This window comes from Corynebacterium sp. LK31 (assembly GCF_014335015.1).
Classification (GTDB): Bacteria; Actinomycetota; Actinomycetes; order Mycobacteriales; family Mycobacteriaceae; genus Corynebacterium; species Corynebacterium jeikeium_D.
On sequence record NZ_PDGW01000014.1, the window covers coordinates 23119 to 46384 of the forward strand.

14 protein-coding genes and 1 tRNA gene are annotated in these 23266 nt (G+C 65.0%); 5 read left to right on the forward strand and 10 right to left on the reverse strand.

The window, feature by feature from the left end:
- Nucleotides 1–2: 2 nt before the first annotated feature.
- Nucleotides 3–3629 carry a transcription-repair coupling factor gene (gene mfd, locus CRD18_RS06715; RefSeq protein ID WP_070827262.1) on the reverse strand — a complete coding sequence of 1209 codons (3627 nt, stop codon included), beginning with the start codon at nucleotides 3627–3629 and terminating at the stop codon, nucleotides 3–5.
- Nucleotides 3630–3673: 44 nt separating this feature from the next.
- Entirely contained in the window at nucleotides 3674–4366 is a 693-nt protein-coding gene (locus CRD18_RS06720) for a TetR/AcrR family transcriptional regulator (protein WP_141750501.1), read from the reverse strand.
- Nucleotides 4367–4476: 110 nt separating this feature from the next.
- On the opposite strand from CRD18_RS06720, the gene CRD18_RS06725 reads away from it, so the two are divergent.
- From CRD18_RS06725 to pth, 5 genes are all read left to right on the forward strand, one after another.
- Nucleotides 4477–4547, forward strand: a tRNA-Gln gene (locus tag CRD18_RS06725).
- Nucleotides 4548–4634: 87 nt separating this feature from the next.
- Entirely contained in the window at nucleotides 4635–6125 is a 1491-nt protein-coding gene (gene glmU / locus CRD18_RS06730; protein ID WP_049172238.1) for a bifunctional UDP-N-acetylglucosamine diphosphorylase/glucosamine-1-phosphate N-acetyltransferase GlmU, read from the forward strand.
- A 7-nt stretch (nucleotides 6126–6132) separates the two neighbouring features.
- Nucleotides 6133–7110, forward strand: coding sequence for a ribose-phosphate diphosphokinase (locus CRD18_RS06735; protein WP_016423206.1), 978 nt, complete (start codon nucleotides 6133–6135; stop codon nucleotides 7108–7110).
- Nucleotides 7111–7360: 250 nt separating this feature from the next.
- A complete protein-coding gene (locus CRD18_RS06740; protein ID WP_049192845.1) occupies nucleotides 7361–8002 on the forward strand; it encodes a 50S ribosomal protein L25/general stress protein Ctc in 642 nt (213 codons plus the stop codon).
- A gap of 147 nt (nucleotides 8003–8149) precedes the next feature.
- The gene (gene pth / locus CRD18_RS06745; RefSeq protein ID WP_016423208.1) at nucleotides 8150–8758 is read left to right on the forward strand and encodes an aminoacyl-tRNA hydrolase; all 609 of its coding nucleotides are present in this window, start codon (nucleotides 8150–8152) and stop codon (nucleotides 8756–8758) included.
- A 179-nt stretch (nucleotides 8759–8937) separates the two neighbouring features.
- On the opposite strand, the gene CRD18_RS06750 is transcribed toward pth, so the two are convergent.
- The 8 genes from CRD18_RS06750 to CRD18_RS06785 form a co-directional block, all read right to left on the reverse strand.
- Nucleotides 8938–10671, reverse strand: coding sequence for an ABC transporter ATP-binding protein (locus CRD18_RS06750; RefSeq protein ID WP_016423209.1), 1734 nt, complete (start codon nucleotides 10669–10671; stop codon nucleotides 8938–8940).
- Nucleotides 10668–12446 carry an ABC transporter ATP-binding protein gene (locus CRD18_RS06755; RefSeq protein ID WP_070653328.1) on the reverse strand — a complete coding sequence of 593 codons (1779 nt, stop codon included), beginning with the start codon at nucleotides 12444–12446 and terminating at the stop codon, nucleotides 10668–10670. The genes CRD18_RS06750 and CRD18_RS06755 overlap by 4 nt, the downstream gene beginning before the upstream one ends.
- Nucleotides 12443–13126 carry a cyclopropane-fatty-acyl-phospholipid synthase family protein gene (locus CRD18_RS06760; protein WP_049172229.1) on the reverse strand — a complete coding sequence of 228 codons (684 nt, stop codon included), beginning with the start codon at nucleotides 13124–13126 and terminating at the stop codon, nucleotides 12443–12445. Before CRD18_RS06760 ends, CRD18_RS06755 begins: the two co-directional genes overlap by 4 nt.
- 106 nt (nucleotides 13127–13232) lie before the next feature.
- Complete coding sequence (locus tag CRD18_RS06765) at nucleotides 13233–13970, reverse strand: ABC transporter permease (RefSeq protein WP_070653326.1); 738 nt, start codon at nucleotides 13968–13970, stop codon at nucleotides 13233–13235.
- A complete protein-coding gene (locus CRD18_RS06770; protein WP_187406604.1) occupies nucleotides 13967–14719 on the reverse strand; it encodes an ABC transporter permease in 753 nt (250 codons plus the stop codon). Before CRD18_RS06770 ends, CRD18_RS06765 begins: the two co-directional genes overlap by 4 nt.
- A complete protein-coding gene (locus CRD18_RS06775) occupies nucleotides 14716–15759 on the reverse strand; it encodes an ATP-binding cassette domain-containing protein (protein ID WP_049172221.1) in 1044 nt (347 codons plus the stop codon). Before CRD18_RS06775 ends, CRD18_RS06770 begins: the two co-directional genes overlap by 4 nt.
- Nucleotides 15756–16934: a saccharopine dehydrogenase gene (locus tag CRD18_RS06780; protein ID WP_239660040.1), complete on the reverse strand. Its 1179-nt coding sequence runs from the start codon at nucleotides 16932–16934 to the stop codon at nucleotides 15756–15758. Before CRD18_RS06780 ends, CRD18_RS06775 begins: the two co-directional genes overlap by 4 nt.
- Entirely contained in the window at nucleotides 16927–23259 is a 6333-nt protein-coding gene (locus CRD18_RS06785) for a non-ribosomal peptide synthetase (protein ID WP_049172315.1), read from the reverse strand. Before CRD18_RS06785 ends, CRD18_RS06780 begins: the two co-directional genes overlap by 8 nt.
- Nucleotides 23260–23266 lie beyond the last annotated feature (7 nt).

Below are 23266 nucleotides of genomic sequence, written 5' to 3' on the forward strand. Positions count from 1 at the left end.
TTCTAGTCCTTTCCCATGTGCGAGATATCCATACGTGGAATTCCCGCCATCGATGTCAAGAAGTCTGCTACCCACTGCACCAATGCAATATCGCGGACAGGTTTTGCCCGCAACCCTCGCCCTTCCTTCGGCATTCCGACGGAAACCGTGCGCGTTGCCGCACGATAGGTCGCCTGTGGATACAGGCGCTTGAGACGCACCTGCTTGGAGTCAGCAAGCTCCATAGGGGTTATTCTAATGTGCGCACCCATGGCTTGAACTTCATGCACGCCGAATTCCCGGCAAATAATTCGAAGTCGTGAAATAACCGCCAGTCTCTCCACCTCAATGGGTGGGGTTCCGTAACGGTCAACAAGCTCTTCGAGCACTACGTCGATATCGTCCAGCGCACTGGCGGCAGCAAATTTGCGGTACGCCTCTAGACGTAGGCGTTCCGACGACACATATTCGGCCGGAATATTCGCATCGACCGGCAAATCGATCCGCACTTCCTTCGGTTCGTTATCGGAAGCATCCGGAGTTTCACCATCGGCCACTGCCTTCAGCGCGGCCACGGCCTCGCCAACCAGTCGGACGTACATATCGAAGCCGACACCGGCAATGTGACCGGACTGCTCCGCACCGAGGATATTTCCGGCACCGCGCATTTCCAGGTCCTTCATGGCCACAGCCATACCGGCACCCAAGTCATTGTTCTGCGCGATCGTGGACAGACGGTCGTAGGAAGTCTCCGTCAGCGTCTGATTTTCCGGGTAGAGGAAGTAGGCATAGGCGCGCTCACGGGAACGGCCCACACGACCACGCAGCTGGTGCAGCTGGGAAAGGCCCATATGGTGCGCGTTTTCCACAATCAACGTATTGGCGTTGGCAATATCCAGGCCGGTCTCCACGATGGTGGTACACACCAGCACGTCGTACTCGCGCTGCCAGAAGCCATCGACCGTGCGCTCCAGCTGCTCCTCCCCCATCTGACCGTGGGCCACTACCACGCGGGCCTCGGGCACCAAATTGCGGATAGTCTGGGCGACTTTGTCAATGGTTTCCACCTTATTATGCAGGTAGAACACCTGGCCGTCGCGAAGCAGCTCTCGCCTGATAGCAGCGGCGACCTGCTTGTCGGACTGCGCGCCGACGTATGTCAGCACCGGGTGACGGTCCTGCGGCGGGGTGAGAATCTGGCTCATCTCGCGGATGCCAGCAATCGACATTTCGAGCGTGCGCGGAATTGGCGTTGCGGACATGGTGAGTACGTCGACGTGGTGCCGTAGCGCCTTGATGTGTTCCTTGTGTTCGACGCCGAAACGCTGCTCCTCGTCAACGATGACCAGGCCGAGTTCTTTCCACTGCACGCCGGTCTGCAGGAGACGATGCGTGCCGATAACAATGTCGACCGTCCCGTTCTTCAACCCTTCGAGGACCTCCTTGGAGTCCTTCGGCGAGGTGAAGCGGGACAGCCCACGGATGGTGACCGGGAAGCCCTCCATACGCTGAGTGAAAGTGGTCAAATGCTGCTGCGCCAGAAGCGTAGTTGGCACCAACACTGCTACCTGACGGCCATCTTGAACAGCCTTGAAGGCAGCACGCAGTGCCACCTCGGTCTTGCCGTAGCCGACATCGCCGATGAGCACGCGATCCATCGGCACCGGCTTTTCCATGTCAGACTTGATTTCGTCGATGGCCTGCAGCTGGTCCTCAGTCTCGGTGAAGGGGAAGTTATCCTCCATCTCCTGCTGCCATGGCGTATCCGGCGCGAACGCGTGGCCCGGCGCGGCTTGGCGCTCGGCGTAGAGCTTGACCAGCTCTTCCGCAATCTCGCGGACAGCACCACGGGCCTTGCGCTTGGTGGACTTCCAGTCCGAGCCGCCCATCTTCGACAGCGCGGGCTTTTCGCCGCCGACATAGCGCGACAGCAAATCCAGGCTCTCCATCGGCACGTAGAGCTGATCAGAGGGACCTCCGCGCTTGCTCGGTGCGTACTCGAGCACCACGTACTCGCGGCGTGCCTGATCCTCGCCCGTGCCGATGGTGCGCTCAGTGAGCTTCACAAACCGACCAATGCCATGCGTGTCGTGTACGACATAGTCACCGGCCTTCAGCGCCAGCGGATCCACCCGACCACGGCGCTTCGCCGGCTTGCGGCGCCCACCAAGCGCACCTTCCGCGATGCGGTTACCTGTGATGTCCTGCTCGGTAATCAGAGTCAGCGCGCCACCGGGAATACGCGGGAATACCAGACCACCGTGCAAAACACCCTGGTAGACGGTAATTCTTCCGGACTCGGGATACTCCGGGCCTGCCGCCATGCGCGTCGCAATTCCGGCTTCCCTAAACTTTTCCGCTTGCCGACGCGCCCCCGCGGGCGTCGCCGCCACGTACGCCACTCGCTCCCCCGCGACCGTGGCATCGCGCAGCTGCTTCATCAGGTGACCAATTTCCTTTAAGTCGCCGCGTGGCGCGGGCCCAGGCTCGAAGGTCAGTGGCAGCACATCATCTTCGGTGACTCCCGCCTCCAGCATGCCGGGCGGGGAAATATGCCACGAAGTGGGCATCGGGATAGAGGCCAAGCTGCGGTACGCGCTGGGCTCCAGCCCATCCGTGGCGATTGGCGCCGAGCCACCCATCGCAGCAGTTTCCCACGCTGCGGCCATAAACTCCTCGCCTGCACTGATAAGGTCCTGTGCGCGAGAGCGAATGCGCTCCGGCCCGCACATGAGCACATGAGTTTTCTCCGGCATGACCTCGGTGAGCATCTTCATAGGATGCTGACTAATCAGTGGAATCAGCGATTCCATGCCCTCCACCCACTGGCCATCGCCGATGCGGGTGAGCATTTCTTGGACCTGGCCAGAGCGCGTGGTGGCGAGTTTCTCCGCGGCGGCCTTCACGTCGTCGTCGATAAGCAGTGCACGACACGGGAAGATATCCAGCTGGTCGACCTCTACCTCAGAGATCGTGCGCTGGTCAGCGACGGAAAAGGCGCGCAGGTCGGTGACCTCGTCACCCCAGAGCTCGATACGTACCGGCAGCTCTTCGGTCGCAGGGAAAACATCGACGATGCCGCCACGCACGGCAAACTGGCCACGCCTGCCGACCATGTCCACATGCGAATAGCCGTGATGCACCAGCCGCTCAACCAGGTTCTCGCAGTCCTGGTCCAGCTGGATGTGGATGGGCGCGCTGGCTTCAGCCTCGAGGTCGTCCACAATCGGCTGCACCAACGAGCGCACCGCCGCAATCAGAACGTCGACTTTGCCCCGGCGAACGTCGTAAAGCGCCTTACGACGCTGCGCCACGGTATCCACGGCCGGCGAAAGCTTCTCATGCGGGAGTGTCTCCCACGAGGGGAACATAGCTACACGGTCGCCGATCATCGACTTGACCTCGGCAGTCAGGTCCTCCGCCTCACGGCCAGTAGCCGTGACGACCAGCACCGGCACCTTCGTGGACATGGCGTAAATAAGGTGCGAACGCACCGGGTCCGCACCCGTGAGCGCCAGCTCGTCTTCGCCGATGCGCCCGAGCACGCCGACAAATTGGGAATCCGTGACAACGAGGCTTTCCAGCCCCGACAGCGGGTTCGGCAGAATGCTTGGTGTGGCTTTCGCCGAGGAAGATGCAGAAGTTGGCATAGCCCCAATATAACCATGCACCCCGGATTCACCCTGCGTGCTGGTTAGCCGTTCTCCGCCACCTGCATCGGGTCTGCTGCAGCACCTGCTCCGAACTTCGCGCCCTCAGCGGCCGCTGGCACATCAGCGGAGCCATGCAGAGTCGGGGCCCCCTCCATGCCGGCCAGCCCGTTCCAGCACAGGTTCACGATGTGCGCCGCCACCGTCTCCTTATCCGGACTGCGCTTCTCCATCCACCAGCGAGCGGTCTGCGAAACCATACCGACCATGCAGTTTCCGTAGAGCACCGACATGGCCGGGTCGAAGCCAGCGCGTTTGAAAGCCTCGGCGAGGATAGGCGTAACCGACTCAGTGGCATTATTCAGCAGCGTCTCATAGCCACCCGCCACACCGGGGTCGCGAGAAATAATGGAGAATCCCTCCGGGTTTTCCTCGACATAAGTCAGCAGTGCCAACACCGCCTGTTCGATGCGGTAACGCGAGCGCCCCAGGGACAACGCTTCCCTAATCGTGGCCTCCAGGGTCTTCATCTCCTGGTCGACGACTGCCTGGTAGAGCCGCTCTTTGGTACCAAAATGCTCGTAGACAACCGGCTTTGACACCCCGGCTGCGGCAGCGATCTCCTCCATTGAGGCGGCATCAAGCCCCTTGGCGGCAAAGATTCCACGGCTGACTTCTGTCAGCTGAGCTTTGCGCTGTGGACCGGTCATACGTCGTCTCGGAGAATTAGAGGCCATGCTTTTAGATTAGTGGCTAAAGTCTTGCTATCGTATATCGCAGGCGCAAGCGAGTTGGCTGAGTCGAATCAGCGTCGAATCAGCCATGCAATTTTTCGCGTTTGCCCCATTCTCCCATGGTGTAATGGCAACACTCCGGTTTTTGGTACCGGCATTCTAGGTTCGAGTCCTGGTGGGAGAGCAAGCGGGGGGCCGGCCCCTTAATTAAGAAGTGACTTTTCGCCCCGCCGTGACCGTGATGCACCCTGACCGAGGAGTAGCAAGTTTCATGTCGAACGGTTCGGCCACCGCTGTGGTCATTCTCGCCGCGGGTCAAGGCACCCGAATGAAATCCGATACGCCGAAAATGCTGCACGCTATCGGCGGTCGTACCATGTTGGAGCACGCGCTCTATGCCGCCAAGGGCATTAATCCGGATGAGATTGCTGTTGTCGTTGGCCACCAGCGCGAAAAGGTAATCGACGCCATCGGGACTTGGGCTTCGGATACCGAGCACTCCAACGGTGTCGTCATTGCCCACCAGGACGAGCAAAACGGTACCGGCCACGCTGTTCAGTGCGCGCTGGAGCACCCCGAGCTGCAGAACTTCGATGGCACCATTCTGGTGACCACTTCCGATGTTCCGCTGCTGGATTCCGAAGCGCTCCAGGCACTGCTCGAAGAGCACAACCGCAAGCCACGCGCTGCCGTGACTGTGCTGACCTCCACTGCTGACAACCCGCACGGCTACGGCCGCATCGTTCGCAACGCCGACGGCGAAGTTCTGCGCATCGTGGAGGAAAAGGACGCCTCCGACGAGGAACGCGAGATCACCGAGGTCAACTCCGGTGTCTACGCATTTGATGCCGAGACCCTGGCAAACGCTCTCAAGCAGCTGGACACCAACAATGCCCAGGGCGAGCTCTACCTCACCGATGTCATCGGCATCGCCCGTGAGGCCGACCGCTCAGTACGCGGTCACCGCCTCGCCGACGCCACCGTCGTCGCCGGTGTCAATGACCGCGTCCAGCTGGCTACCCTTGGCCGTGAGCTCAACCGTCGCACCTGCGAGGCAGCTATGCGCGGGGGCGCCACTATCGTCGATCCGGACACCACGTGGATTGACGTTGAGGTGGAAATCGGCCGCGACGTCACGATTCTGCCGGGCACGCAGCTGCACGGCAAGACCGTGATTGGCGACGGGGCCACCGTGGGACCGGACACGACGCTGACCAACATGGTCGTCGGCAAGCGCGCCAGCGTCGTACGTACACACGGTTCCGATTCGGAGATCGGCGAGGATGCGACGGTCGGACCGTTCACCTACATTCGCCCGAACACCAAACTCGGTGTCGGCGCGAAGCTCGGCGGCTTCGTAGAAGCGAAGAACGCGCAGATTGGAAACGGTTCGAAGGTTCCGCACCTGACCTACGTCGGCGATGCGGAGATTGGCGAGCACTCCAACATTGGTGCCTCCAGCGTGTTCGTGAACTACGACGGCGTCAACAAGCACCGCACCGTTATCGGCTCGCATGTTCGCACCGGCTCCGACACCATGTTCATCGCTCCGGTGACCGTGGGTGATGGTGCGTACTCAGGTGCAGGTACTGTTATTAAGGACGACGTTCCTCCGGGAGCATTGGCGGTCAGTGGTGGCCGTCAGCGCAACATCGAGGGATGGGTCGAGCGGAAGCGTCCAGGTACCGCTGCTGCTGAGGCAGCGCAGGCGGCGCAGGTAGCTGACAACGCTGACAACAACAAGGAAGACCAGGAAGGCTAGACGGCAGATGACCGGCCAGTGGATCGATAACCAAAAGAACCTCATGCTCTTCTCCGGAAGGGCACACCCGGAATTGGGCGAGGCAGTTGCCAAGGAGCTCGGCACAGAGCTGACTCCGATGACCGCTCGTGATTTTGCCAACGGTGAAATCTTCGTGCGCTACGAGGAATCCGTCCGCGGTTCCGATGCCTTCGTACTGCAGGCGCACCCGGCACCGCTGAACAAGTGGCTCATCGAGCAGCTGATTATGATTGACGCGCTCAAGCGCGGTTCGGCCAAGCGCATCACCGCTATCCTGCCGTTCTTCCCATACGCCCGCCAAGACAAGAAGCACCGTGGCCGTGAGCCGATTTCCGCTCGCCTGGTCGCAGACCTGCTCAAGACCGCCGGCGCTGACCGCATCGTCTCCGTGGACCTCCACACCGACCAGATCCAGGGCTTCTTCGACGGCCCGGTCGATCACATGCACGCCATGCCGATTCTGTCGGAGTACATCAAGAAGAACTACTCCCTGGACAACCTGGTCGTGGTCTCCCCTGACGCCGGCCGTGTGAAGGTTTCCGAGAAGTGGGCCAACACCCTGGGCGACGCCCCGCTGGCCTTCATTCACAAGACCCGTTCCGTCGATGTCGCGAACCAGGTTGTCGCCAACCGCGTGGTCGGCGAGGTCTCCGGTAAGACCTGTCTGCTCATCGACGACATGATTGACACCGGCGGCACCATCGCCGGCGCTGTCAAGGTGCTGCGTGAGGCTGGCGCTGAGGATGTCATCATCGCTACCACGCACGGCGTCTTCTCCGACCCAGCTCGCGAGCGCCTGTCGAAGTGCGGTGCCCGCGAGGTCATCACCACCGATACCTTGCCGCAGTCCACCGAGGGCTGGGACAACCTGACCGTCCTGCCAATCGCACCACTGCTGGCTAAGACGATCCACGAGATCTTCGAAAACGGTTCCGTCACCACCCTCTTCGAGGGTCAGGCATAAGTTCTTTCCGCTTGCCGACGGGCACCCCGCCGCGACCAGCAACCTAGTTTTGCTGGTGGTGGCGGGGTTTGCTGTTTGACCTGTTAGTCCACTACAATTTCTCCGGTAAGTCTCGGCGAGGGCGGCCACAGTAGGTGGTTGCCGTTATCGACGCGACGCTCGCAGCCCAACTTTTGCGCCCACGGTGGCATGGATGCGGCACGTGCTCGACTCGACGACTCAATATCGAATCGTTTAGGAGTCCATTTTCATGGCAAAGCCCAACATCATCAAGATTGATGCCCGTAACCGCACCGAGTTCGGCAAGGGTGCCGCTCGCCGTGCCCGCGTTGCTGGCGACATCCCGGTTGTCATCTACGGCGCTGACCTGGATGCCCCGAAGCACATCCTCGTTGACACTCTGGATTTCCACGCTGTCATCCGTAACCACGGTGTCAACGCTGTTCTGGACGTCAACATCGAGGGCGAGTCCCAGCTGTCCATGGTCAAGGCTGTTGACCAGAACCCGCTGACCCTCGACATCGACCACGCTGACCTGCTCGCCATTCACCGTGACGAGAAGGTTGAGGTTGAGGTTCCGGTCGTTCCGACTGGCGAGCTCGCTCCGGGCGCCCTGCTCATGCAGGATGCCGAAACCATTCTGGTCAACGCACCGGTTCTGGCTATTCCGGAAGAGATCGAGGTCTCCGTCGAGGGCGCAGAGGTCGGCACCATGGTTCACGCCGGCGACGTTACCCTGCCGGAGGGCCTGGTCCTCACCGACGACGCTGACCTGCTCATCTTCAACATTGTCGAGCCGGAGGAAGAGCCGGCTGGCGACGTCGATGCCGACATCGAGGGCATGGGCAAGGCTGAGACCCCGGATGAGCCGGCTGAGGAAGAGGCTGAGTAATTCAAACGCTGAATGGCTCTATCTGACTGAACCAGTACAGGCTTTCACGTTTAGCTAAAAAGGGACGGACACTCTGGTCCGTCCCTTTTTTGTTCTTGAAACTCCCCGAAGCCAACAGACCGCGCACCGTGTGCCAAGATTGAATTCATGAACGCCTCCACCACACCTCTGCTTGTCGTGGGGCTCGGCAACCCTGGGCCCAAATATGAACTCACCCGCCATAACGTCGGGCATCTGGTGCTAGATGAACTAGCGAGCCGCACTTCTCCGATGCCTTCGTCGTTTAGCGTGCATAAGAAGTCCAACGCTGAGATTGTGCAGACTCGGTTTAAGACCTCCGATGGCGGCGAGCGACAGGTGATTCTGGCTAAGCCCCGGACCTACATGAATCTGTCGGGTGGTCCGATTGCGGCGCTGGCCAAGTTCTTCAACGTCGCGCCTACCGACGTCGTGGTAGTCCACGATGAGCTGGACCTGGACCCGGGCGTGGTACGGCTTAAGCGCGGCGGGGGCGAGAATGGCCACAATGGCCTGCGCTCGACCACGAAGTCGTTGGGCACGAAGGACTACATGCGGGTGCGTATTGGCATTGGCCGTCCTCCGGGCCGCCAAGATCCGGCGGACTACGTGCTGCGTAATTTCAATGCTAAGGAACGCGAGGAGCTCGCTTTCACTCTGCCCACTGCTGCGGAGGCGGTGGAGCTAATCGCCAGCCACGGGCTGGAGATTGCGCAGAACCAGATTCACGGGCGGTAGCAGTAGCGGGAAGGGGGGCTATTTTCACGTTCCCGGGAGCTTCAGTCTTTACAGCTCGTCGGTGTTCGTGCTGCTCGGCGTTTTCGTCGGCGTTTTCGCTCTGTCCACCGAGCGCCTGGCGGTGGGATTCGGGAAGCTGCGGCAGGGCGCCCGTGAGGGCATCGACCAGGTGATGAGGATCAGGCGCCCGAGGAGCTCCCCGTCCGGCACGCCCACGACTCGGCGTAGCGGCCGCCCTTCGCCAGCAATTCATCGTGCGTGCCCCGTTCTGCGACCGTCCCGTCCTCCGAAAGCACGACGATGAGGTCGGCATCGCGAACGGTGTGCAGGCGATGGGCGACGACAATCACGGTGCGATCGCCGCGCAACGCCTCCATCGTGCCGACGATCGCCCGCTCAGTGGCCGCATCCAGCGAGGACGTCGGCTCGTCGAGAAGCACCACCGGGGAATCCTTCAGAAGCGCCCGGGCAATGGCGAGGCGCTGCCGCTCGCCTCCCGACAGCAGCGTCCCCTCCTCCCCCACCGGGGTATCCCACCCGGAAGGCAGCAGCTCCACGATGCGGTCCACCCCGGAACGCCGGGCGGCCTCGCGCAAGCGATCCCCGTCACCGGGCTCGGAACCGAATCCGGGATCGGCGAAGACCACGTTGTCCCGCACGGACGCGTCGAAAAGGAACGTCTCCTGGAACACCGGGGTCACCAGCGAGTTCACGCCGTCGGTGCCAATCCGAGGCAAGGGTACCCCGCCGATGAGGACCTCCCCCGAGTCCGGATCATGAAAACGCGACAGCAGCCGCATGACCGTCGTCTTGCCCGCCCCCGACGGTCCCACTACGGCAACCAGCGCTCCCTGAGGGGCACGGAAGCTGACGCCGTCGAGAACCTTCTTATCCCCGTACCCGAAGCTCACGTCGCGGAACTCCACGTCATGCCCGTCGGGCAGCTCCGGTGCGGCAGGTTCGGGAAGGGCGGGGATTGCCCGCAGGTCACGCAACGCAGCCAACGTGTTGCGGCCCGCACCGAAACCGCCGGACAACGCTCCCGCCGTGGTGATCGGTCCGGTGAACTGGACGACCACGATGAGCATCGGCGCCAAATGCGCCGGCGCCATCCCGCCCGTCGCGGCGACTGCCACGGCGACTATCACCGCCGCCGTGAACACCGCATGGACGACCGAACCCAGCCGTCCGATGGCCGCCCCCTGCGTCGACGTCGCCTTCGCGAACGCATCGTGTTGGGCCCGGATTGCCTCATCCACCATCGCGTCCGCCGCCGAACCGTCGCCCGCGGCGCGAATCGCCTGCTGGCAGCGGGTGAACTCGATCAGCCTGCCGGAGACGGCAGCGACGGCGTCAGCATGCGCTTCGTCCGACTCCCCGCCGACGCGACCAATGGCCCGGTAGGCGAAGAAGATCACCGGCGCCGACGCGACGAGAACCAAACCGACGCGCCAATCCACCGCCAGAATTCCGAAGGCGATGACGGTCGGCGCAACCGCCGCGGCGATGACAGGCCGCAGGATCACGTGCGGCACGGACGCCGCGAACGCGATACCCGACGATGCCATCTCCGAAAAGCGGCCGGCCGTGGACTTGGTGACGTACCCGAGTGGCAACGTCAGCACGCGTTCGCCCAGAGAACGCAGTAGGGACGACAGCACCGCTGCGGAATTCGCCCTGCCGACCGTCCCCGCGGCGAGAGACAGCACCGCATGGGCGGCCGCGAGGCCGGCGATGACGCCGGTGAAACGCCACGCCGTCGCATCATCTCCCTCGGCCAGAGCCGACAGCAGCGGCAGCAGCGCGACGAACGCCGCTCCCTGAGCCAGCGCGGCAAGCGCGGCCAACGCAATGAGCCACGCCAGCGTCATTCTCGAGCGCCGATCCGTCATCGACCACAAGTCCCGAATCATCGGTTCCCCGCCTTTTCATCGTCTAATTCAGTGCCCCGCGGGGCGGATGGTTCGTCGTCGAGCGCGAACGCGCGCCACAAATCCCGGTAGCGGCCACCGCGCGCAAGCAACTCGTCGTGAGTACCCGCCTCCGCAACCGCTCCCCCGTCGAGAACGAGGATGCGGTCGGCGTTTCGGATCGTGCTCAACCTGTGCGCGATCACAATCACCGTCCGTGAACGGGCCAAACGCTCGATTGCGGACTGGATGAGGGCCTCGGAAGCCGGATCCGCGTAAGCGGTTGCCTCGTCGAAGATGAGCACCGGCGCGTCCGTGACGATCGACCTCGCGATGGCCACGCGCTGCGCCTCACCACCGGAAAAGGTCACGTCGACGTTGACCACCGAATCCAGGCCCTTCGGCAGCGCCGCGATGACCGCATCGAGGTTCGCGAGCTTCGCGGCCGCCATGATTTCGCCGTCGGTGGCGTCTCTCCTGGCCAGCCGGATGTTCTCCCGCAACGGCAGCGTGAGCAACTGCGGATCTTGGAACACCACCGACACCGAGCGGTGCACGTCACGCACGGCAATGTCGCGAAGATCGGCGCCGCCCAGCAGCACCGAGCCTTCAACGGGGTCGTAGAAACGCGCCAACAGCCGGGCGACGGTGGACTTTCCGGAACCGGAGGCCCCCACCAGCGCAGTGAGGGTCCCCGGTTCGAACGTCGCGGACATCCCGTCGAGGACCCGCGGCCCATCGCCGTAGGAGAAGACCAGGTTCCGGGCCTCGAGCGCGCCTCCGCGCACGGGCACCGGATCGGCGGGCTCGACGATCGGCGGCGTGCCCAGCACCTCCGCGATGGACTTCAGGGCAGCGATCCCCGCGATGATGGGTTCGGAGTTCATGGCCACCCGCACGATCGCCGCGGAGAGTCCAAGGCCGAGAACCAGCCCGGCGACGAGCCCCTCCGGTAGACCTCCCGCGGCGTCCCTCAGAGCGAGGCCGGCCCCGCACACCACTGCGAGGACTGTGATCGGGGACGTCACCACGTCGATGACCCCGAGATAGATGTTCGACTGCCGGGACCAGGCAGACCACGCACGGACGAACGACAGCGCCGCGGCATCGTAGCGACCCGCGCCCTGGTTGGCGCGTCCGAAGGACTTCATCACTGAGATACCTCGCACCAACTCGATGACCGCGGCCATCACTCCTTCGGAGGCTCGCTCGTAGTCGCGCTGAAGACCGGCTCCGCGCGAAATCATCACACCCATCAGGGCGAAGGTGACCAGCACCGGGACGACCGCCACCGCCGCAATCCGCCAATCCACCGCGACGAGCGCGATGAGGGAAAGCATAGGAACCAGCACCGCCACCACGGTCTCACCGACGGTGTGGCCCATGAGCTGGTGGACAGCCGCGACGTCCTTCTCAACCGACCCGATGATTCCCGACGAGCGCCGGGCGTCCAGCCAGCCCAGCGGCAACTTCCGGATTTGGGCGACCAGCCGGCGCCGAAGGTGGAGCTGCAGGTCGTTATCCGCCCGGTGCGAGAGCATGCCGGCGGCGCCGTCCGCGGCCATGCGCACCGTTGCGGCGACGACAATGACAGCCACGGCCAACCACGTCCGATGCTCCGGGGCCTCCGGGTACGTCATCGCGATGTCGATGATGCCGACCAGCGAAGCGACGGTAGCCACCGACGACAGGACGGATAACGCGACCACCGCACGCATCCGGGTCCGGATCGGGGCGAGCAGCGACCACGGGCCTACAGTCCCGTCCACGGCGCTCACTTGCCCGCCTCCCCGATTGCGCTTTTCTTCGTGAGAGTACAGAAGTACACCATGCCGGCGTGTGAGGCTCCGCCCAGCTTCAGCCCGTTGGCTTCGGCGAGGTCCTCGAGCTCGCTGTCCCGGAACACCCGGTGGCCCATCTTCGCCATGATGGCCATGTCGACCCGCTCGTTCACGTCGGGATCCTCGGCGAACGTCTGCACGTAAGCGATGCCGTCGTCGGCGAGCAGCCCGGCGACCCTGCCGAGCGCGGCACCCGCATCCTTCATTTGGTGGAGCGCGCCGCACACCCAGATTTCATCGGCCCCGCCGGTCTCTCCCGCGAGCGGCGCGAGGACGTCGGCGACGTGGAATTCCGTCCGGGCCCCGAGCCCTTCGACGGCGGCGCGTTCGCGGGCGATGCGGATCGCATTGGGCGACAGGTCGTAGCCGACGATGTTCGCCCTGCGATAGCGAGGCTCGGCGGCGAGCATGCGGGAGAGCCACCCGGTTCCGCAACCGAGGTCGAGAACCCGGGCCGGCGCATCCGGCCCGGGATCCAGCGCACGGAGCTGCCGATACACGGCGGCGGCGTCCATCGGTTCACGCGCATAGCGGCTGAGGAACCTCGGCTGGACCTTGTCCTCGTAGGCCACGAGGAGTCTGCGGTTGTTCTGGACGATCTGGGCAATCGACTTCATCTGGTTCTGTCTCCGGGTGTGTGGGCCGCGTCCACGCGGCGGTTTCGGGTTAGGTGCTCGGGTTCGCGGGCCGTCGTCGGCGGCGCCGCGCCCGTGGACGTGCCCGTCATGCAGACTCCCCCGGCCTCGTTTTCACGGCGATGCCCCACGCCGCGAGCACGGCGATGCCTAAGAACCAGGCCGCGCAGACCACCAGACCCGCAGCCCCGGTGCCGTTGACGGCCTCGCCGGCCGCGGATACGGGGGTGTGCCCGGCGATTCCGCGCAGGAGAGGACGGAAGTGGTCGGCGGGCATGAGCACCGTGTTGACGAACATCGCAACGATGATTAACGGGATGAGGGCCACGGAACCCTGGGGGCTGGTGATGGAGAACGCGATGTACGTGCCGGTGCATGCGGCCGCCGCGGCAACCATCGCGCCGGTCACCGCGATCCTCCACCACCAGGACACCTCCGGGGGGCCGTCGGAAAGCAAGGCGGCCACCGCCGCGACAACGACCGTCATCGCCATGATCCGGATGAACTCGGCAATAATCCGTGCGGCCGGCACGGCCGCGTACGGTGACGGCATGGTGATTAACCGCTCGTGGAAGCCATTGCTGCGTTCAACGAACACGGTGGACGATCCCGTGATGGCCAGGATGAACGCCCACGCCGTCACGACCAGGATGACCGCGTTCCGGAGTTCGAACTCTCCGGTGAGCTGCCTGACCAGGCCACCGAACATGCGGTTGACGATGAACAGGTACACGAGCGGAGCAATGAACGTCATGAACCAGAAGTCGGGGCGCCGCAGCCAAATGTGGGCGATGCGCCGCAAATGCACGAAGATGGCGTCGATCATGATTCGCTCCTCGAGGTGAACCGGCGGATGAACAGGACGATTCCGGCGACCACCGCGACGCCGAGCCACAGGGCTGCCTCTTCCCCGACGCTATCCGGGAAGGCGTCCGGGGACGCCGCCCTGATCACCTCGATCATCGGCGAAAACGGCATGTGACGTACGACGTCGCGCAGGGAGCCGTCCAAAGCGGTCTCCGGAATGAACGCGGTGGAGAACATAAGCAGCAGCATTTCCAGCGCCTGGATCGATGAGGCCGTCGACACCGGGGCGGGCACCATCAGGATCACCCCGTCCGTGACCAGGGACAGAACCGCTGCGGCGAGCAGTGACCACAGGACAGTCCACGCGACGTCACCGACAGCCATGTCGAGGCCACAGGCCCACGCGACGACCAGCAGCGCCGCGATCGACGCGGACATCCGCAGCAAATCGGTGGCGAGCCTGCCGGCGGCATAGCCGCCTGTGGCCCCGGGCAACACGCGCACGCGGTCAACAAGCCCGGATTCGACGTCCTGTCCCACCGCCATCGCCGACGCCGCGGCGGTGAACATCGCCGCCTGGAACAGGCAGCCGCCGAGCACGAAACGCAGGTACCCGAAGCCGGATTGCCCCGCCGAGTACCCAAACACCGCGTACAGGCACAGCAGGAAGAGGGGCGGAACTACGAACATGGAGATCAGCGACGCGGTGTTGCGTCGCAACAGCAGCAGATCCCGACGGAGAAACGCCGCGACCGACGTCGCACTCATCGCGCCGCACCCCCTGCGTTCATCGATATGAACACCTCGTTGAGGGTGGGCGGCGACACGCTCAGCGAATCCGGCAACGCTTCCGAGGCCTCCATCGCCCGCGCCACCGCCTCGAGGATCCGTGGCCCGGGGTCGACGTCGAGGGACACCGACTTCCCCGCGACGCGGGCGCGGTCCAGGCACGTTCCCCCGAGGCAGCGGGCGAACGCCTCCGCCCCGGCGGCGGTGGCGAAGGACACGCGGAGCACGTGCGACCCGAAGTCGCGGCGCAATTCCTCCGGCGTTCCGCTGGCGACGATGCGGCGGTCCTTGAGCAGATGGACGTGGTCTGCCAGCGCCTCCGCCTCTTCCAGGTACTGGGTGGTCAGCACCAGGGTCATTCCGTCGTCCCGCAGCTGCCGGATGAAGCCCCACAGCTCTTCGCGGCTGACCGGGTCCAACCCCGTCGTGGGTTCGTCGAGGAACAGCAGCCTGGGCACGACGCACAGCGACGCGGCGATGTCGAGGCGCCGCCGCATGCCACCCGAATAGGCCGACACCAACGTCGAGGCACTGTCTGCGAGCGAGAATTGCGCGAGTAGTTCCGTCGCGCGGGCGGCCGCGTCGGCGCGGTCGAGTCCGCGCAGCCGCCCGAAGAACTCCAGGTTCTCCCGGCCGGTGAGGTTCTCGTCGATCGCCGCGAATTGGCCGGTGGTGGCAATGTCGGCGCGCACGCCCACCGGATCCTCTTTCACATCGCGCGAGAAGATGCTCACCTCGCCGGAGTCTGCGGTGATGAGCGTCGACAGGATTCGGATGAGAGTGGTCTTGCCTGCGCCGTTGTGGCCGAGGAACGACACAATCGCCCCGGCGGGCACGGTGAAACTCACGCCGTCGAGCACATGCTTGCGCATCCGGGCACCGCGCTTTCCCTTACGCCCGCCGTCCGGCGGGGCACCTGCACCGCCTTCGGGCGCGGTGCCCGCTTTGCCCGCAATCGGGTAGCTCTTCGTGAGGTTGCGGACGACGATCGCCGCACCTCGTTCAGCTTTCTCCGTCATCGTTTCCCCTTTTCTTTGGTATCGCAGTGGGCCGCTGTCGGCAGCGGCCCCGTGGTCGGGTTGTCATGCGGCACCTCGATATGGATGCCCGCATCGCGGGCGAAGGCGAGGACCGGTTCGAGGAGCCGGGGGTGGCCGACGAGATCCCGGCACCCCGGCGTGACCGGCTTCCCCGCCACCGCCACAACGGTGGCGGCAGCAATCGCCGCGGTCATTTTGTAGGAACCTGGGCCGGTCGCCCGGACGACGGTCGTCTCGGCCGACGGCCCCGCATCGCCCGCGCCGGCGGACGACAGTGCGGCGACCAGCTCGGCGGGTTGCGGAGTGCCCTTCGCCCGCGCCTTCCGCGATGTCACGGCCGCCCCGAGACGGGCGAGCAGACCGGAGACAACGGGCATCGCGTACAGTCTCGACGTGCAGATCTTCTCCACCAACGCATCGGGGAGGGCATCGAAGGCGACGTGGTAGGAATATCCACGGATCGAAGGACACACCTCGCGTACGACGTCGACGTCCGGGCATTCGTAGCCGATTCCGCTTTGCGACGACACCGGGTTGCGCCGCACTTCGACAATGGCGCCGCCGAGCATCGCGCGGTATCCGCCGCGAATGGTCCGGAACATCGACTCGACCGACGCGGCCCCGGATTCCTGGTCGGCGCCGATTCTCAGATCGACCCGCACATCGCGGACCTCTTCGACCCCCGCAGCGCGGGCCCCGAGAATCAACAGTGCCGTCGACAAGCCCGGGCACAGGCCGAACCCGGTGAGCACGGGAACCCCCTCCCGCCGGGCATCCCCGTCGAGGGCCATGATTGCGCGGCGGGCGTCGATCGAATCGTTGACGTCGATGTATCCGGTGCCTGAGTCAATGCAAGCACGGGCGAGTGAGTCTGCGTGCACCTCGAACGGGCCGGTGCAGTTGACCACCCAATCGTGTTTGCGGAATACCCTGCAGATCTCGTTGTGGCCGGCGGCGATCCTCAGCGGGAAGTGCCGCCCCGGGCCATCGTCCGGTTTCTTTCGGGAAGTGTAGGCCAGCTCGATCCCGTCGACGGCGCCGAGCATCCCCCGGACGAGCCGTCCGGTGACGCCGGTACCTCCGGCCACCAGCACTTTCACAGGTTCGCCCGCGTCGCGGTCCCGTGCTTCCCCGCCGTTTCGTCGATCAGTCACTTTCCATCTCGTTTCCCCGGTCCCGCGACCGGTCGATTCCATCGGACGACGGGTCCACTGCCCTGTCGTCCGTTTCCGGCGCCCGGCGCCGGTGTTCGATGTACTCCCCGATGAGAGCCCCAGTCAGCGCGGCATCCTCTCCGAGGACGAACGAATAGTGGTTTCCCGCGACGCCGGCGACGCAGAGGTCATCGACGAGGTGGTCCCGCCACTGGTCGTGGTTGTGAGCCTCGCCGTCATCGGGGAAAACGAACAGCGCCTCCCTCACCCGCCCCTCGGGCCGGTACCGAGTGCGGGCATCGATGAGCGAGCGCAGCGAGTTGAACTCCGTCGCTGTCACCCGGTCGCCGGAAAGCCCAAGGTCCTCCAGGAGCGTCGGTGCGACCGCTGCGGCCAGGGCACGCAGGCGGGCCCCTCGTTCCTCATCGGTCTCGTCGACCCCGCCGAACTCCGCCCAGAGGCGGGCAACCGGCGTTCCGTGCGGGAGATCGGCGATCGAGGGCATCACCCGGGACAGCAGCCCCTTTTCGGATTCCGCGTCGAAATCCCCGACGTCGACCGCGATCCCCGGAGCCAGGCTGTCGAGAAACACCAGCGCAGGATCGAGATCGGCCAAACGGAGCGCCATCTCGGCCGCGATGGTGCCGCCGAGGCTCCATCCAACGATCGCAGGGGCGGCACCGTCGACGAGCACCTCGCGGACCCGGCCCGAGTAGTGGGCCGCGATATCGCCGATGCCGATAGCGTGGGGGAATGGTCTCTCGAACTCCGCGAAGCCGACACCCCACACCTGCCCGCCACCGGGGATCGCGAGTGCCAGGTCTCGGTAGATGTCGACGGTGCCGAATCCGCCGTGGACGAGGAAGATCGGGCGCGCCTCATCACCGCTGCGCAATAGAACCAGCGAACGGTCCGTGGCCGACGCGCCGGGGTCATCCGCGTCCCGCCGGTCGGTCGGCGTGGCCGTCGACTGGCCGACGAGCTCTGCCACGCCACGTGGCGTCGGCTTGGCCAGCGCTTCCGCGAGCGGCACCGACGCCCCGGTGATGTCCTGGATCCGCTGCATCAGTTTCACGAATCCCAGGGAGTCGTAGCCGAGGAGGAACAGGTTGTCGTCCGCGCCGGCTTCGGCGCCGCCGAGGTCGGCCCGGACTATCCCAGTGATGACCGTCAGGTATCCGCGAACTCGGCCCATCAGGTCCCCGGATGCGATCCTCGAGATCGCGCCCGCCCTGTCGCGCTCTGCCGATAACACGCCCGCGACGCCGTCGTCGATCACCCCACCGCCGGAAGAAGTGCCCCCGACCGCCAGGCGCAGGTGCCGAACCTGGCCGACGCTCAGCGGCGCCGCTTCGGAGCAGCCCCCGGCGAAGCCCGACACCGACCTGATGTAATGGTCGAAGATGTCCTCCACCAGTTCCGGTTTCAGGATCTGCTCGACGAAATCCCAGGCGACGTTGATACGCCCGTCGACCTCCATCACCTGGTTGTCCAACAGCACCTGCGGAGTCTGGGAGATGGCGTAATCGACGTCTCCCAGGACGTGGGCATCCTTGCCCGAGCCATCGCCTGCCGCGGCCCCCTCGCCGAACAGCAACGAGGTGTACACGAACGGCGCTATGGCCTGTCCGACGGGCAGACCCCGGTGGCGCGCGATGGTGCCGAGCAACGACACCCCGGAGTACCCGGCCGCCATGTGCCCGAGCAGCCGGTTGCGCAGTTCCGCCGTCCACCAACGGAGATCATGGTCGGCGGCCGCTTTTACAGGCATCAGAATGACGCCGGTGAAATCACCGAAGACGCCGGCGACGTCGGCGATTTCGGAATCACGGTTGTACGTGGTGATGTTGATGCCGACCGAATCCCCCTTCGACCACAGCGACAGGCTCGTCGCATAGCAGGCGAGAAGCAGTGCGGACACGCTGCCGTCGGCGGCGCTGGCCCTTTCCCGCAACAGTGCGGTTTCCTCAGCGGTGAACGTGTACGACAGGCGACGCATCCGCGGCACATCCACGTCCGCGGCCGCACCGCTTGATGGAAGGGTGTTGCCGGGCGGGAATTCCTCGACCACCGTCCGAGTCAACGTCTCTTCGCCCCGCCCGACCGCCGAAGCTTCCCGACGCTTCATCTCCAAGACGTACGTGCGGTAGTCGCCAGTGACGGGCGGAAGCTCCGTTCCTCGGTACAGCTTGTCCAGGTCGTCGATGAAAATCCGCTGGCTCGCCCCGTCTCCGATGATCATGTCCACGCTGAAGAACAGGCGGTGCCGCCCGTCCGGGAGCGCGAACGCCGACAGATGGAACAAGGGCCAGCTGCCCAGATCGAATACCTGGTGGCTCAGCTCATCGCGCTTGCGCCGCACCGCCTCGACCACGGTCGCCTCATCGGCGGTCCGGTAGTCGGCGACATCAATACGGTAGCGCGGAACCTCCGGCAGGATCCGCTGCGTGGCTTGTGCGGTGAACACGACGCGCAGCATCGGATGCCTGCGGATTAGCTTGTCGAGGGCGTCTTCCAGGCGATCGATGTCGGTACCGGGTTCGGTGACGGATTCGATGTAGTAGTGCTCGGTGACGCCGCCCAGCTCGAACCCAGAGTTCCGGCCAACGTAGTAGGCCTTCTGCATGTCAGTCAAGGGGAACGGCGCGTGGGGGTCATCCCCGAATTGTTCCACCGGATCCTTTCCGTGGGCACTCGCGGGGCATTCTCGGGCGCCTCCTGCGGCTGAACCGGCACCGACGGCACAATCGGGGGAAGGCACTGCCTCGGAGACGGCTTCAGACTCGGCCCCGGACTCCCGCATGGCATCTGAGACAAGGCCGGCGATGTGCGCGATGGTCGGGTCTTCGATGACGTCGCGGAAACGGAGCCGGACTCCCGTCTTCTGCCGGATCGCGCGCATCATAACCTGGAATTGCAGGGAATCGCCGCCGCGGCGGAAGAAGGACTCTCCCGCGCCGCACGCCGGATCCGCGGCACCCGTCGACGGGGCTTCCCCGAGAATCTCGTCGAAGACTCCGGACACCAACTCGATCGCCCCGGGGTCGGCGACGGAACCAGCCGAGCCCACGGCTCCGGCCCCCGCCCCGGCGACCTCGCCATCGGCCGTTGCCCCGCCGCCCGCGGCGCCGACGTGCCTACGAATTTCCTCCTGATCCAGTTTCCCGTTGACGGTAACGGGCAGATGCGCCACCGGCAGCAGGACCGTCGGTACCATGTACGCTGGCAAGCAGCGGGCAAGCTCGGCCCGGACGGCATCCCGCGAGCCGGTCATATCGTCCACCGGAACGTAGAGGCACGCCAGTAGTCCCCGATCGCCCGATTCGACGACGGCCGCCATCGACGCGGTCACCAGGCCGGACCGCTCGAGGACCGATTCGATTTCTCCGAGTTCGACGCGGAAGCCCGCGATTTTCACCTGACGATCGCGGCGGCCGAGAAATTCCACAAAACCCTCCGCGTTGAACATGCCCACGTCTCCGGTCCGGTAGCAGCGACCGATGCCTGGGACATACCCGAAGGCGGCAGCGGTCCGCTCCGGATCGGCCGCATACCCCTGCGCGACGCCGAGGCCGCTGATGTGGATTTCCCCCGGCACCCCGACGGGGCAATGCACCCCGTCGGGCGCGAGCACGTGGATGCCCTGGTTCGCCAGCGGGTACCCGTAGGGAATGCGGTTTTCCAGGCTGTCGCGTTGCAGCGGGTACTGGATGGACCAAATACTTCCTTCGGTCGCACCGCCCAGGCTATTAATCGACGCGTTCGGGAACATGTCCATGGCGCGCGCCGGAAGCCCCGCTGCGATGCGATCGCCGCTGAGCAATACGGTGCGCACATCCGGGAACACGTCGTCGTCCGTCGCCCGGACCAGGGCGAGCTCCAACAGGGCGGGCGCGGAGTTCCACAGCGTGACCCGCTCTTCCCGCAAGACGTCGAGGATTTCATCGGCGTTGCGTTCGTCTCCGACCATCGTCACCGTCGCGCCTGCCGCGAACGCACCGAACACGTCGTAGACCGACAGGTCGAATCCCAGCGACGACAATCCGATGATGCAATCAGCGGAGGTGACCCCATACCGCCGGTTCACGTCGAGGATGGTGTTGACACAGTTGCGATGACTGATCCGCACACCCTTTGGCCGGCCCGTGGTCCCCGAGGTGAAGATGACATAGGCAAGGTCGTCAGGGGCAGTGCCGGGCGAAGAGTGCGCACCCGCGCTGCCCGCGCGGTCGCAGACTTCCGCGGCTGCGGGCTTGCCGACGCCCTCTACTCCGCTTTGGTCCAGTTCATCGATCACGCCGGTGTCCAGAATCGGGCCCGCCGCACCTGAGGCTTCCACTACGTATTCTTGTCGCTGGGCCGGCATGCCCGCGTCGACAGGCACGAATGCGGCTCCCGCACGCAATGCGCCGACCATGTTGACGATGTCGTCGGGATGCTTGGTGTAGCGCACGATCACCGCATCCCCCGCCCCGACGCCGGAATCCGAGAGTTGGCGGGCGATGCGTCCGGCCCTGGCCCAGACCTCGGCGTAGGTGTACGAGATGCCCCGGGCGGCTAGGCGCACGGCCGGCGCATCCGGAGTCGCCGCGCATGCGGCTTCGACAAGCGAAACCAGGGTGTCATTGTGGATCGGGCCCGCAGCATCGTTGTAGCGGGCGACGGCCCTCTCCGTCTCCGCATGACGGATGGGCAGAGCCTCTCCCCCCTCCGCCACCACGTCCAGGGCCTCCGCAACGGCTCCGAACATCGCATCTACCGCAGGGAAGTAATCGTCGACCACGTCCCACGACAACGCCATCCCGCCCGATGCCGGCATCACCTGGATGTCGAGGCACACCTGCGCGGTTTGCGTGTAGACGCGTTCGATGACCGGGCTGCGCCCGCTTCCCCGCTCGCCGCCGAGGTAGCTGGTGAACACCACCGGAGCGGTGGCCTGGGACTGATTGGCCGCGTCCCGGAGGAATCGCTGTAGCACCTCCACACCGGAAACGCAGCGGTGGGACAGCCCTTCGCGGATGTCCAGGTCGATTGCCTCCGCCAACCCGTCGATGGTCGCGGCTCTCCCGGCGTCGACGCCGACAAGCATCGATGAAGTGAAATCTCCCATCACCCTCGTGCCCGCGGCGAGGCCGCTGCGTTCGCTGACAGTCACGTTGACCGTCAACGCGGATTCGGGCAGCCACCTGCAGACGACGGCGGCGTTGACGGCCATCACCAGCGACGACAGGGTAACTCCAATGCGGCGGGCACGTTCGCTGAGCTTGGCGGTGACCTCCGCGTCGAGCACCGTGCCCAAGCGCCGGGTCGACCAATCGTCGCCACCCCCCACGGCCGCCGGGAACTCCGGACGCCGCGGCAGATCTGCGGCCTTCTTCTCCCAGTAGGCGAGGTCCTCGGCCCGTTTCCCGTCGCGCCGGCGCGCAGAGATTGCCGCCAGGGCATCCCCATATCTGGAAGCCGGAGCCGGCGGCTCCCCGGCCAGCAGGGATTCGAGCTCGTCGAAGAACAGGTACACCGAACCCGCATCCATGACGATCATGTTGAAGTAGATGAACATCCTGCACCCGCCCGCATCTGCGAGCAGCCTCGCGGCGACCATGGGGCCGTCCTCGTTCGACGATCGCGCCGCGGTTCGCATGTCCCGACGGATCTCCCCCACCGCCGCGTCGATATCGTCGCCGGACCCGACTACCTCGACGGTGGCGAGGCACACGCCGGTCGGGCTCAAGACCCCGGCATCGACGTCGAGCCGATGGAACAGCACGTCGTGACGCCCGAAGACCGCCCGCACGGCCTCCTCCACCTGCGGCAACGAATAGTCGTGCCGGGATTCCGCGTAGATGTACGTCGCTTGGCCACCAAGCTCGATGTCCTCGTCCGCGCCGAGCAGGTAGGCGGTCTGGATTGGATTGAGCGGGACCGCATCCGCGGGACCAGCCCCATTTTTGCCGGCACAGCCGTCATCCGACTCACCCGTCGCTACAGCGGGATCGGCCCCGGCAGCGGCGCCTGCGGCAGATCCGGCATCAGCGCCACCCCGGGCGGCGTCGATGACGGCCGCCAAATCAGCGACCGTGACCCCGGGGTCCATCGCCGCGTAATCGATGGTGACCCCGTACTCGTCCTCCAGCGCCAGCAGCATCTGGAGGAAAGTCAGGGAGTTCGGGATGTGGTCGCGGAGTTTCACGTCCGCCGAATCCAGGTGCACGCCGATGGCGTCGGCGATGGACTCCGACAGCCGTTCGGGGGCGACTCGAGCCCCGGTGCGGGCTCTTCCCACGGCGGTAGATGCGACGGCCGGCGCGATCGTTTCATTGGTCATCGTCATC